The sequence below is a fragment of the Methylobacterium sp. Leaf111 genome, from assembly GCF_001423285.1.
Lineage (GTDB): Bacteria > Pseudomonadota > Alphaproteobacteria > Rhizobiales > Beijerinckiaceae > Methylobacterium.
In genome coordinates, this window is record NZ_LMNE01000007.1 from 62,042 (window position 1) to 74,271 (window position 12,230).

13 protein-coding genes are annotated in these 12,230 nt (G+C 70.7%); 5 read left to right on the plus strand and 8 right to left on the minus strand.

What is annotated here, in order from left to right; genetic code table 11:
• Positions 1-36: 36 nt before the first annotated feature.
• Positions 37-720 (minus strand): HisA/HisF-related TIM barrel protein, encoded by a 684-nt coding sequence (locus ASF41_RS07625; RefSeq protein WP_056348623.1) that lies wholly within the window; start codon positions 718-720, stop codon positions 37-39.
• A gap of 62 nt (positions 721-782) precedes the next feature.
• Here ASF41_RS07625 and ASF41_RS07630 point away from each other — a divergent pair, with 62 nt between their 5' ends.
• Positions 783-1,808 carry a hydantoinase/oxoprolinase family protein gene (locus ASF41_RS07630; RefSeq protein WP_244479587.1) on the plus strand — a complete coding sequence of 342 codons (1,026 nt, stop codon included), beginning with the start codon at positions 783-785 and terminating at the stop codon, positions 1,806-1,808.
• 21 nt (positions 1,809-1,829) lie between these two features.
• Complete coding sequence (locus tag ASF41_RS07635) at positions 1,830-2,030, plus strand: hypothetical protein (protein WP_056492103.1); 201 nt, start codon at positions 1,830-1,832, stop codon at positions 2,028-2,030.
• Between the two features lie 877 nt (positions 2,031-2,907).
• Here ASF41_RS07635 and ASF41_RS07640 read toward each other — a convergent pair.
• From ASF41_RS07640 to ASF41_RS07670, 7 genes are all read right to left on the minus strand, one after another.
• A complete protein-coding gene (locus tag ASF41_RS07640; RefSeq protein WP_244479589.1) occupies positions 2,908-3,813 on the minus strand; it encodes a beta-propeller fold lactonase family protein in 906 nt (301 codons plus the stop codon).
• Between the two features lie 119 nt (positions 3,814-3,932).
• Positions 3,933-4,469: an SRPBCC family protein gene (locus tag ASF41_RS07645; RefSeq protein WP_056220328.1), complete on the minus strand. Its 537-nt coding sequence runs from the start codon at positions 4,467-4,469 to the stop codon at positions 3,933-3,935.
• A gap of 30 nt (positions 4,470-4,499) precedes the next feature.
• A complete protein-coding gene (locus tag ASF41_RS07650; protein ID WP_056220330.1) occupies positions 4,500-5,096 on the minus strand; it encodes a DUF447 domain-containing protein in 597 nt (198 codons plus the stop codon).
• 4 nt (positions 5,097-5,100) lie between these two features.
• Positions 5,101-6,732: a DUF6513 domain-containing protein gene (locus ASF41_RS07655; RefSeq protein ID WP_056270631.1), complete on the minus strand. Its 1,632-nt coding sequence runs from the start codon at positions 6,730-6,732 to the stop codon at positions 5,101-5,103.
• Positions 6,729-7,319 carry a uridylate kinase gene (locus ASF41_RS07660; RefSeq protein ID WP_056492106.1) on the minus strand — a complete coding sequence of 197 codons (591 nt, stop codon included), beginning with the start codon at positions 7,317-7,319 and terminating at the stop codon, positions 6,729-6,731. Before ASF41_RS07660 ends, ASF41_RS07655 begins: the two co-directional genes overlap by 4 nt.
• Entirely contained in the window at positions 7,319-8,047 is a 729-nt protein-coding gene (locus ASF41_RS07665) for a (5-formylfuran-3-yl)methyl phosphate synthase (RefSeq protein WP_056492109.1), read from the minus strand. The genes ASF41_RS07660 and ASF41_RS07665 overlap by 1 nt, the downstream gene beginning before the upstream one ends.
• Positions 8,048-8,224: 177 nt before the next feature.
• Positions 8,225-8,752 (minus strand): DUF3280 domain-containing protein, encoded by a 528-nt coding sequence (locus tag ASF41_RS07670; protein ID WP_407067264.1) that lies wholly within the window; start codon positions 8,750-8,752, stop codon positions 8,225-8,227.
• Positions 8,753-9,090: 338 nt separating this feature from the next.
• Here ASF41_RS07670 and ASF41_RS07675 point away from each other — a divergent pair, with 338 nt between their 5' ends.
• The 3 genes from ASF41_RS07675 (at position 9,091) to ASF41_RS07685 (ending at position 12,222) form a co-directional block, all read left to right on the plus strand.
• A complete protein-coding gene (locus tag ASF41_RS07675) occupies positions 9,091-10,368 on the plus strand; it encodes an ABC transporter substrate-binding protein (protein WP_056270643.1) in 1,278 nt (425 codons plus the stop codon).
• Between the two features lie 160 nt (positions 10,369-10,528).
• Entirely contained in the window at positions 10,529-11,545 is a 1,017-nt protein-coding gene (locus tag ASF41_RS07680; RefSeq protein ID WP_056220338.1) for a YVTN family beta-propeller repeat protein, read from the plus strand.
• A gap of 242 nt (positions 11,546-11,787) precedes the next feature.
• A complete protein-coding gene (locus ASF41_RS07685; protein WP_056492111.1) occupies positions 11,788-12,222 on the plus strand; it encodes a hypothetical protein in 435 nt (144 codons plus the stop codon).
• Positions 12,223-12,230: the final 8 nt, after the last annotated feature.

The following is a 12,230-nucleotide window of genomic DNA, read 5'->3' on the forward strand; positions in this document are numbered from 1 at the left end:
CGGCCTTCGGGCCGCCCCTCTTTTTTGGGCGCGCCCTCAGCCGCGCAGCGTCCCGTCATGGATGGCGGAGGCCACGAGGGCGCCGGCCACGCCGCGGCGGCGCAGGACCTCCACATCCGCCGGGCCCCGCACACCGCCCGCCGCGTAGAGGCGCGTCGCCGGGCTCGACGCCGCCACCGCCGCCAGACGGTCGAGGTCCGGCCCCGCCCCGACGCCGATCCGCCCGAGGGTCATCACGATGACGTCGCGCGGCCAGTGGGCCGGCGTGTCGTGCAGGCTGGACGGCCCGAGGCGCTCGCCCTCCCGCGTATCGAGCGAGAACACGGCACGCTCCCCCAGGGCGCGCACGAGCCCTTCGTCGGCCTGGCTCTCGCTGCCGATCACCGGCCGGCCGAGACCGGTCGCCAGGAAGGCCTCGACCCCGGCCGGCCCGGAAAATCCCGCATCGACCCAGAGGGTGATGCCGGGGCAGGCGGCCGCGATCGCGGCGAGGCTCGCCCGGTCGGGGGCCGCGCTGTCGACGATCGCGTCGAGGTCGGCCACGTAGAGGATGCGGGCCGGCACCGCCGCCAGGAGCCCGCGGGCGACGTCCGCCGGCGCCGACCCCTTTGCCAAGGGCGTCACGATCGGGGCATAGGAAGCACGGTCTCCGGCCCGCGCCCGCACCACCGCTCCGTGGCGCAGGTCGAGCACCGGAATGATCTCGAATTCGTCCGCCATCCGGCTTTCTCCCGTGTTCAGGCCCGCCCGTGACCCCACAGACTCCATCCCCTGACACGCCGGTGATCGGCTGGGATCTCGGCGGGGTCCATGTCAAGGCGGCCCTGGTCCGCGACGGCCGCGTCGCGGCCGTGGTGCAGGCGCCCTGCCGCCTCTGGCGCGGGCTTCCCGCCCTCGACGAGACCCTGGCGCAGCTGCCCGACTGGGCGCGGGACACGGCCGATCACGTCGTCACCATGACGGGGGAACTCACCGACTGCTTCGCCGGCCGCACCGACGGCGTGCGGCAGATTTCCGCCTGGGCCGAGGCGACCCTCACCGGCCGGGTGCGGATCTATGCCGGCCGGTCCGGCCTCCTCGCCCCCGAAGCCGCCGCGGCGCACGCCGCCGACATCGCCTCGGCGAACTGGCACGCCACCGCCGCCCTGATCGGCCGCCAGGTCGCCGACGGGCTCCTCGTCGATATCGGCTCCACCACGGCCGACTTGATCCCGATCGCCGCCGGGGTTCCGGTGGCGGCCGGCTACAGCGACGCCGAGCGCCTGGAGACGGGGGAACTCGTCTATACCGGGGTGGTGCGCTCGCATCTCGTGGCGCTGGCCGACCACGCCCCGTTCCGGGGCCGGCGCACCGGTCTGATGGCCGAGACCTTCGCCACGGCCGCCGACATCCATCGCATCCTCGGCGACCTGCCGGAGGGCGCCGACCAGCAGCACAGCGTCGACCTCAAGGGCAAGTCGATTCCCGAGAGCGAGACCCGCCTCGCCCGCATCGTCGGCCGCGACCGCGACGAGGGCAGCGCCGCCGAGTGGCGCGCCCTGGCGGCCCATTTTGCAGAACGTCAGCTTCGGCTGCTGCACGATGCGGCGGCCCTGGTGCTCTCGCAGCGGCCCCTGCCGGACGCGGCGCCCGTGGTGGCGTGCGGCGCCGGCCGCTTCCTCGCCGAACGCCTGGCCGCGCGCCTCGGACGGCCGGTCGTCGCCTTCACCGACCTGATCGCCGGCCGCCTCGCCGAGGCCGGGGCCGACTGGGCCTCCACCTGCGGCCCCGCCGTCGCCGTGGCGCTGCTGGCCGCCGATCCGTCCTGATCCCCTGGAGAGACCCCGCGCATGAGCACGCCGCAGAAACTCGCCCGCATCCTCGCCACCCGCTCCGGCGGCGGCATCGAGCTCGCCCTCGCCACCGAAACCGGCCAGACCGTGCGGGTGCTGGCGACGCAGGACCAGATCGACATGCTGGTGGACGAGCTGGAGGACATCCTGAACTCGCCCGAGGGACCTGACGCGCCCGAGCCGCCGGCGGCGGCGTGAGGGGCTAAGGTGCGCAGGCTCTCGGGTCGGAGCTCGCGGCTCGGTCCCGTCCGTGTGCGCCCCTTCGGAAGCTTCGCTTCGCGCCAGCCTAGTCGAAGAGGAGCGGCGTCCGGGTCGGGCGGTCTGCGCACCTCAATCGCGCAGCCGGGATGCGCAGTTTGCACGACGATCCGAACCACCTTGAGGCACGCGTCGCGAACCAGAAGAAGCTGGCTTGACCAACATGATGGCTAAACCGTCGCAAAAAACATGGACACCCAGTGCCCTATCGTTACTGGCATTGATGTTTTTCGCTTTCGCACAAGTCTTTTCCTATAAATTGATATCGGGCTCAAAAAAAACAAATCTATATACAAGAGAACCAGAGCTATAGAGCCTCATCGAATTATATAGGAAATACCGGAGGTCGAAACTCTTCAGCAAAATATCGGCTACGATTTGAGATGAATACAAATAATGGTGTCGTTAGTTGTGACGTCGTAAAACTGGTCGACATCCCTGCGGCTCCGATCCTTTCAAATCACGTCACAGTCACGCCGCGACCAAACACCTGCAACGATCCATACTTGACCGATCTCGAGTTCTGGCCGCATTTTGACGCATGGCTTGGCCTTGGCTTCACCGCTTTTGGCGGGGGCCTCCTGGTCGCCTCCGCTCTCTGGCATAGGCGCTCAGTGATGGAAGCGCTTGCAAAGAAATCTTCGGGTTCAGCAACCAGACCAAACACGGCAGCCACAAACCACTAGCCGCATGTGCCAACGATACAATCGCCTTCCGCTCAAGGTCGGATGCGGAACAGCCGCTTCGGGGCGACAGGCCCGGGTCAGCGCTCCGCCCGGTCCGGCCCCTCACGCGCAGCGCACCCCGCCTCCGACACTCACCGCAAGAAATCCCCGAACGCGCGCGGCCCGTCCGGGACCTTGATCTCGCCCGTCACCTTGAGCGTGGTCGCGTCGATCAGACTCAGGGTGTTCGAGCCCCAGTTCGCCACCGTGAGGGTGCGGCCGTCGCGGGAGGCGGCGATGCCCTCGGGGTGGTCGCCGACCTCGATGGCGGCGACGTTGGTCAGCGTCTTCAGGTTGAACACCGTGACGGTGCCCGAATACTGGTCGGTGACGAAGCCGCGCGGGCCGGCCAGCGCGATCACGTAGGGCCGCTCGCCGGTGGTCACCCGTCCGATCTCGAGCCGGCCGGGCACGTCGATCACCGAGACGTCGTTCGAGGTCACGTTGGCGGTGTAGGCGCGGGCGCCTTCGGCATCGAGGGTGATGCCGAACGGATGCTGGCCCACCGGGATCTTCTGGACTTCCCGGGCCGTGGCGACGTCGACCACCGAGACCGAATCGCCCTCGCGGTTGGCGACCAGCAGCGTGGCGCCGTCGAGAGTCACGGCGAGGCCGGACGGGGAGGCGCCGACCTGGATCTCGGTCACCAGCGTCGTGCCGTCGGGCGAAACCACGAAGATGCGGCTGCCGTACCAGTCGGCCACGTAGACGGCGCCGGATTTCGGATTGACCGCGATGCCCAGCGGCCCGCCGGGCAGCGCGAGGGTGCGGGTCACCGTGCGGGTGGCGAGGTCGACCACCGCGAGGCCCGGCCCCTCGGGGCGGGTGACGTAGGCGGTCCGTCGGTCGGGCGAAAGAGCGATGCCGGCCGGCGCGCCGTCGATGGGGATCTGGGCGGCTACGCTGCCGGCTTCGAGATCGACGATCGCAAGGGTGTTGGCGCCCTGCGCGGTGACGAGGGCCTCGTCGGCCCGGGCCGGCGCGCCGAGCAGCAGCAGGCCGAGAAGCGGGAGGCCGAGACGTGTGCGGCCGAGATACGTGGGGCCAAGGCGTGGCAGGCCGGGGAGGAGAGGGCCGGCGAAGCGCCGGCCCGTCCCCGTTCTCGAACGTGGAGCGATCAAGAACCGCTCTTCTCGAGCTTGGCCTTGAGGGCGTCGAGGCCCGTGCGATAGAGGCCGCGCACGGCCTTCTGGGAGGCCTCGTCGTTCAGCTCGGGCGGCGGATCGTTGTTCATGTAGCCGCGGTAGAAGGCGCCGTCCCAGACGACCTTGGACTTGCCGCCGCCGGCATCCTCGACCTTGAGGGTGGAGGAGTAGTCGTTCACCGGCAGGGTCTTCACGTCGACCTTGGTGATCCGGTACGAGTAGCTCATCTTCTCGGCGGAGTACTTGTACAGCTCTTCGTCGACGGTGGCGCCGCCCTTGAGCGTCAGCGTCCGGGTCGCCTTGACCTCGTTGCCGCCCTTGCCCTCGGTCTTCTCGACCGGCGGCAGCCAGCTCATGTCCTGGAAGTTGCCGATCACGGCCCAGACCTTGTCGGGAGCCGCGTTGATCTCGACGGTCTCCTCGACCTTCTTGCGGGTCGGGCCGTGCGCCTGGGCGCCGAACGACACGACGGCGAAGGCCGCCACGGTCGCCAGAGTGAGTAGCTTCATCGGGTCCTCGTCTCCTCGGGAAAGCACAGTCTAGGGTGCTGGGGGGGAACGCTCGAGGATGCGGTCGTCGCGGCCGAGGGCCGCAGCGACCTTGTCCTCGATCCAGTCCCAGGCCTCGCGCTCGGCGGGCCCGGCGGTCTTGGCGATCGCGATGGCGTGGTAGCGCATCTCGGTCAGGATCTTGTCGGGCTCCAGCATGTGCAGGCGGGTGGAGAGGATCGCCGCCTCCAGCACCGCCGCCTGCGCCCGGTTATAGCCGAAGAACGGCATGTGCGCGGCCGAATGGACCATCCGTCCCCGGTAACGCGGCCGCACCGGGTCGTCCTCGATCGCCACCACCTCGAACTCCGCATGGCCGAAGCTCTCGGCGAGGCGGCGCCCGGCGATCCGGTCGCAGGGCAGGGTCGCCCAGTCGCGCCGGCCGGTGACGGCGCCGGCGATCACCCGCACGTCGCTGGGGCTCGAGGCGGCGAAGACCGGGGTGTCGGCGAGGTTGAGGATGGTGGGGGAGGGCCGGAACGGGGCCAGGATCCAGTCCGCCCCGTCCTGGATCAGCCCGAACGGCACCAGGTGCAGCGCGCCGTCGCGGGCGGTGGTGGTCACCACGGTCTCGAGGATCAGCGGCACGGGATCAGGCCTCGCCCGCCGGCACGCGCTCGCCCGCCGGCACGAGCTTGCCGCAGACGATGCGCGCGTCCGCGTCCGGGGGCGTCTCCGACACCGCGTCGGCGGCCGGCGTCCGATCCGGCCCGGTGGTTTCCGGCGAGGCCGCGCCGGCCTCGACCGGGGTCGCGTCGCGGGCGGCCGTCTCGGCGGCGGACGGCCCGGAATGCTTCGTGTGCCCGGCCTTCTTGAAGGCGGTGGTGTCCTCCACCTCGGCATCGGCGGCCGCGCCCCAGGCCAGGGCCTCGTCCTGCACGTAGCGCTTGCCCAGCCGCCAGGCGGTCTCGGCCTTGGTCAGCTCTCCGCCGAGATAGAAGGCGTGGGCGCCGTCGCTCGCCAGGTCGCCGGTTCTCTGGAGGTCGGGGAAGAACGCCATCGCGTCGGTGCCGATCGCGTGGACGTCGCGGTTGAACACGTGGATGCCGTCCTCGGCCACGGCGATGCGGTAGTTCGGGTCCTTCACCTCGGCCGCCTGCATCGCGATCTCGTCCGGGGTCTGCACATAGGGCCGCTTGTCGTGGAGCGCCAGCAGGCTCCGGCCATAGCCCTTGGGCAGGGCCGAATCGGCACGGGCCGCGAACATCACCCGTCGGGCGGCGTCGTGCTCCTCCACCGTGCGGCGGGTGTGGTTCGAGACCTGGACGATGAGCACGTTGCGGATGGCGAGCTCCGAACACATGCCCACCAGCAGGGCGGTGACGCCGAGGCTGTCGGCCTCGGTCAGCTCGGTGAGGTTGCCGGTGCCCATCATCATCTCGATGCCGGGCCAGCGCCGCCGGGTCTCGTGGTAGCGGGTGATCGACTCGACGAAGCCGAAATGGATCGGCTCCAGGATCGGGTCGGCCATGTAGGGCCGCCCGGCCTTCTCCATGCGTTCGATGGCCCGGTCGAGGGAGGGCAGGTCGTCGGGCCGCACCGGCACCAGCACCGGCACGGCGTCGGTCTCGAAGGCCAGATCCAGGGTCTGCTCGTTGAGGCTGAGCAGGTAGTCGGCTCCCGCCCGGGCCCCGCGCGTCAGCTCGTCGAGGGAGAACGAATCGACGCTCACCTTCAGTCCGGCGCCCTTCAGCAGCCGAACGCAATCCTCAAGATGCGGGAAGTCGGTATCGGGCAGGCCGCCGAGGTCGATCACGTCGGCCCCGCGCCGGGCGAGGTCGAGGCCCTTGGCCAGGATCTGCTCGGGCGTCATCTTCGAGGCGTCGACGATCTCGGAGAAGATGCGCAGGTCGTGACGCGACAGGTCCACCTGGCGCCCGGCGAGTCCCAGATAGGCCGGCAGGTCGACGATCTCGTCGGGGCCGCGCTCCACCGGCAGGCCGAAATGCGCGGCCAGCGCCTCCGGATTGGCCCGGCAGCGCCCGGGCAGGACGATGCGGGTGGCGCCCTCGGGAATCGTCACCCGGCGGCGGATGATCTCCTCCGTCATCAGGGCGGCGACCTTCACGCCCGCATCGGCGATGCTCCAGGCGTAGCGCTCCGGCGGCAGCGTGGCGGCGACCTTCTCCAGGCGCGCCTTGGCCATGCGGCCGGTGATGAAGACGAGGTGCTCGGGCGAGCCCTGCGCCGGCGGGACCGGTCCGGATGGCGTCGGGGTGCTCATGCGGCGGCCCTCCGCAGGTCCGTGCCGGGGCCGAGGATCTCGATGCGCCCGGGATAGCGTTCGGCGAAGGCCGGGAAGGCCGCATCGACCAGACCCATCCGGGCGAGGTCGGTCCAGCGGGTGCGCAAGGGGCGGTCGACCGCCTTCACCAGGAGGCAGAGCGGCGCCCCTACGGCGCCGGCGAGCCAGAGCGCGAGGCTGTCGGAGGTGACCTCCCAGGTTTCCGGAATGTCGGGATGCCCGGCCTTGAGGGCGACGGGGTCCCAGACCGGGACCCGCCCGGCCGCGAGGGCGTCCGCGATGGCCGCGAGGTCGCGGGCGACGACGAGACGCGGCTCCAATTCCGAAACAATCTCGGCCATGTGACCCATGGCGTCGAGGGCGAGGCGATGGGCGAGGGCGTCGGGAAAGCCCAGCGCGCTCTGCGTCGTCCGCACCGCGTCGGCGAAGGGGCCGCCCCCGGGCACGAGGAGGCAGGGGCCGAGTTCGCCGTCGGCGAGGCGCACGAGCTGCGCCCGCAGGCGGCGGGCATCGGCGACGAGGCTGCCGCCGATCTTCACCACGGTCGGGGCGGTGCCCGCGCCCATCAGGCGGCGTCCCGCCGGGACTGGCCGCGCAGGAGGCGCACCGCCTCCGCCACCCGGGCGGGATCGAGACCGCCCCTGCGGTCGCTTGCCGCGCAGAGGCCGCCGCGAAACCCGAGATAGCCCGCCCCGAGGGGGGCCAGGATGGCGATGTCGGCGAGCGCCAGGGAGCCGGCGAGGCCCGAGACCAGGCCGTGCGCCCGGCAGGTCCGGGTGAAGGCCGCCAGGGCCGGCAGAACTAGGTGGTCGGTGAGGCGGCGGCCATCCTTGGCGGCGGTGTCGATCATGGCTCCGACGAATCCGGCGCGCGCCAGGCGCGGCACGAGGTCGAGGGCGCCGCCCGCCTCGGCGAACAGCACCGCGATCAGGCGGCCCGGCGCGGCGCCGGCGGCCTCGGCGAGATCGTCGTCCGACCACGCGGCCCGCACCGCCACCTTCACGAAGCCGACGCCGGTCGCCGCCATGGCGTCGATGCAGGGGCGCAGGGCCGGCCGGTCCGGCTCGCCCGCCACCGCGCTGGTGCGCGCTTCGCCCGCGACCCGCGCCACGATGGCGCGGACGCGGTCGGGCGGGAGGGCGCCGAGCGCCCCGCGGTCGGGGTCCTTGGCATCGACGAGGTCGGCGCCCGCGCGGGCGGCCAGGACGGCCTCGTCCGCGTCCCGCACGCTCACGAGGAGGCGCGGCACGGACGCGTCGGAAGCGAAGGGGGGGCAGGCGCGGGACGAGGACATCAGCGCGGGTTTCGGTTGCTCGGGATGGACCAACGACGACGCCCGGGTCGGGAAGCGCCGCACCCGTGACGGCGCGGCCGGGGCAGGTTCGGCCTCGAGCGGGAGCTTCCGGCCGGAACGGGGCCTAGCGCATGGACCGGAGGAAGGGAAACCCCCCGGCGTCGAAAGCTTGCCCGATCACGACCGGTTCGGGAGCGGCTCGGCCAGGATGCGATTCTTCACCACCCAGCGCATGGCATGGGCCCAGGTGTCGTCGGTGTCGGCGCGGATCACCACGCGGCCGCCGCGGATGACCTTGCCGGTGGCCGATTCCGCGATGGTGACGGTGAGGTTGAAGATCTGGTTGGACCCCTTCTCGACGTAGCCGCTGACCGCGAGGTCGGCCCCGAGGGTCTTGGCGATGGCGGCGGCGCAGCCGTCGCACTTGTAGAGCGGCGCCTGCTTGGCGATCTCGGCGGCCTGGGGCGCCACGTCGACCGGCTCGACGCTGTCCCCGAGCGCCTTGCGCAACTCGTCGGTGACCAGCCCGAGGCGCCGGACCTCGTCGGGCCGGGCCTTGCGGCCGCCGACCACGCCGGGATCGAACAATTCGACGCCGAAGATGGCGGCCTTCTCCGGAGCGGCCTGCGCCGGAGCGGCGAGGGCACCGGCCGCCGTCACGACGGCAAGGGCCCATCCCAGGCGGGAGCGGGCCGGGGACGGCACCGAAGACCGATCCGTGCAAGACCGGATCATGGAAGACTGGACCCTGGAAGACAGGACCATGGGGAGAACTCTCCGCAGGACGCCGGAAGCGACGGGAATCGGGAAACGCGCCGGCACGGTCCGCGATCCCGCCCGCGCCATCCGTTCCGCACGATTTGCGGTTCCGCGCGATTGAGGGCGCAGTATGAAACGGCCGCGAAACGGACGGGCGCCCCCTTGTCGCACGCGGCCGGGGCTCGATCCCGCACCTTCCCGAGGGGCCGGGTCGAAGCCCTTAGAAAGCCCTTATCAATCCGCGATTGAGCGCGGGTCCGCAATGTTGTTAGCCTGCCGACCACATGCACAATCCTGCCCGCATCCTCCTCGCCCCGCTCGCCCTCGGCCTCTTCGGCCTCGGCTTCACCGGCGTCCCGGCCGCACGGGCCCAGGAACCCGTTGCCAAGGAAACCGCGGCCCAGGGATCCGTGGCCGCGCCCGCGATCGTCCCGAGCGAGACCGCGATCGGGTTCATCTACCGGCCGGAGGTGGCGCCTTCGTCCTACGACGCGGAGGCCGTGCCGGAGGACGAGGGCGTGGCCGGCGCCCGGATGGCGGTGAAGGACAACAACAACACCGGCCGCTTCACCAAGCAGACCTACCGGCTGGACGAGGTCGCCCTGGAGCCCGGCTCGGGCAGCGACGGCGGCCAGAAGGCCGTGGCGGCGGCCCGCGACCTCGCGGGGCGGGGCATCCGCTACCTCGTCGTGGCGCTGCCGGCGGACGAGGTGCTCGCCGTCGCCGACGCGCTCAAGGGGCAGGGCGTCACGGTCTTCAACATCGCGGCGCCCGACGATCGCCTGCGCGGGGCCGATTGCCGGCGCAACGTCTTCCACGTCATCCCCAGCCGGGCGATGCAGACCGACGCCCTCGCGCAGTTCTTCACCCTGATGCGCTGGCGCAAGATGTTCCTCATCGTCGGGCCGCAGGAGAACGACCGGCTCTATGCCGAAGCGTTCAAGAACTCGGCCCGGAAGTTCGCCCTCAAGATCAACGCCGAGAAGCCCTGGACCTTCGGGCCGCTCGCCAAGGCGCGGGGCGACACGCCGACCCGCTCCGAGGCGATGGTCTTCACGCGGGGGGTGGACTACGACCTCGCCGTGGTGGCCGACGAGGCCGGCGACTGGGGCGACTACGTTCCGTTCCGCACCGTGGACCCGCGCCCGGTGGCCGGCACGCAGGGGCTGATCGCCACCACCTGGCACCCGATGCTGGAGACCTGGGGGGCGGCCCAGGCCCAGAACCGGTTCCGGCGCCAGAGCGGCCGGCTGATGCGGCCCCTCGATTACCAGGCCTGGGCGGCGGTGCGCTCGGTGGGCGAGGCGGCGACTCAGAAGAAGACCGCCGATCCGGCGGTGCTGGCCCCCTATTTCGCCGAGCCGACCTTCAGCCTGCCGGCCTACAAGGGCGTCTCCCTGACCTACCGCCCCTGGGACCACCAGCTGCGCCAGCCCCTCATCGTGGTGCAGCCCAAGGCCCTGGTCTCGGTGGCGCCCGAGCAGGGCTTCACCCACCAGCGCACGCCGCTCGACACCCTCGGCATCGACCTGCCGGAAACCACCTGCAAGTTCGCGGATTGAGCCCTCACGTTCGCGGGAGGCCCCGGCCGATCCGCGACCGCCTGCGGCAACGCGGTCCTGTGCCCGCTTGCAGTCCCGCGCTCCCCGTGAGACGGGGCTGCACTATAGTAACGCCCGATCAATCGCGCACGACACAGCGATGGCCCAGAGGAGGAACCCCATGAGCCGCGGCTTCAGGGCAGGCGCGCCCGGTACGGTACTGGGCCTGGCCTTGCTGGCCGGCCCGTCGTTGGCGGGCCTGTCGCTCGCCGGCGTGTCGCCGGCGCAGGCCTATACGGTCTACGTCACCAACGAGAAGGGCAACTCCGTCAGCGTCATCGACACCGAGACGATGGCGGTGACCGGCACCTGGAAGGTCGGCCGGCGTCCGCGCGGCGTCACCACCAGCAAGGACGGCAAGGAACTCTTCGTCTGCGCCAGCGACGACGACCGCATCGACGTGCTCGACACCAGCACCGGCAAGGTGGTGCGCTCGCTGCGCTCCGGCCCCGATCCGGAGCAGTTCATCCTCGGCCCCCAGGGCAACCTGCTCTACGTCGCCAACGAGGACGACAGCCAGGTCACCGTCATCGACGTCGAGAAGAACAAGGTCCTGGCCGAGGTGCCGGTGGGTGTCGAGCCGGAGGGCATGGGCCTGTCGCCGGACGGCAAGATCCTGGTGAACACCTCCGAGACCACCAACATGGCGCACTTCATCGACACCACGACCTTCGCGGTGATCGACAACGTGCTGGTCGATGCCCGCCCGCGCTTCGCCGAGTTCACGGCGGACGGGAAGTATCTCTGGGTCTCGGCCGAGGTCGGCGGCACCATCAGCGTCATCGACGTCGCCGCCCGCCGGGTGATCAAGAAGATCACCTTCAAGATCCCGAGCGTGAACGACGAAGCGATCCAGCCCGTCGGCATCCGCATCACCAAGGACGGCACCAAGGCTTTCGTGGCGCTCGGCCCGGCCAACCGCATCGCGGTGATCGACGCCAAGACCTACGCGGTGGAGAAGTACCTGCCCGTGGGCCAGCGCGTCTGGCAGCTCGCCTTCACGCCGGACCAGAAGCTGCTGTTCTCCACCAACGGCTCCTCGAACGACATCTCGGTGGTGGACGTGGCGGCCGAGAAGGTGGTGAAGAGCATCCCCGTGGGGCTTCTGCCCTGGGGGGTCGCGGTCTCGCCGAACTAGGCACGCGCCCCTCAGGAAGGCTTCCGGATTGGCTCATCCGCGTTTCCGGCAGCTAGACGCGTCCCTCTCCCCCTTGTGGGGAGAGGTTGGGAGTGGGGGTGGTGCCGCTGGCCCCGGGGGCCTGAGGGTCACCCAGCCCCACCTCCAACGCCTCCCCACAGGGGAGGAGAGCTCCGTGAGATCGAAAACGACGACCGCTCCAAGGCGGCACCGCCCTCGGGCGGCCAACGGGAGGACAACGAATGACGCGAACGATGCAGCTTGCCGCCCTCGCCCTGGCGGCGTGTCTCGCCACCGGTCCGGCCGGGGCCCTCGACCTGACGAAGAAGCGCCAGAACCTGCCCGATCTCGTCTTCGGCAACGAGGAGGGCAACGACTTCGTCGTGGAGAACAAGGAGATCGAGCTTGAATCCGGCAAGGCCTACCGCCTGCGGATCGTCGCCAAGGGCCGGCAGGAGTACAAGTTCTACGCCACCGAGTTCTTCCGCAACATCTGGTTCAACCAGATCGTCATCCAGCACCTGGAGATCCACGGCAGCGGCCCGCCGGACCACTTCGAATTCGACGATCCGGGCGAGATCGCGATCGAGTTCGTGGCCATCCGGCCCGGGGAGTATCCCTGGTCGGTCCATGGCCTCGAATCCAAGGGCATGACCGGCAAGTTCATCGTGAAGTAGGACCCCTG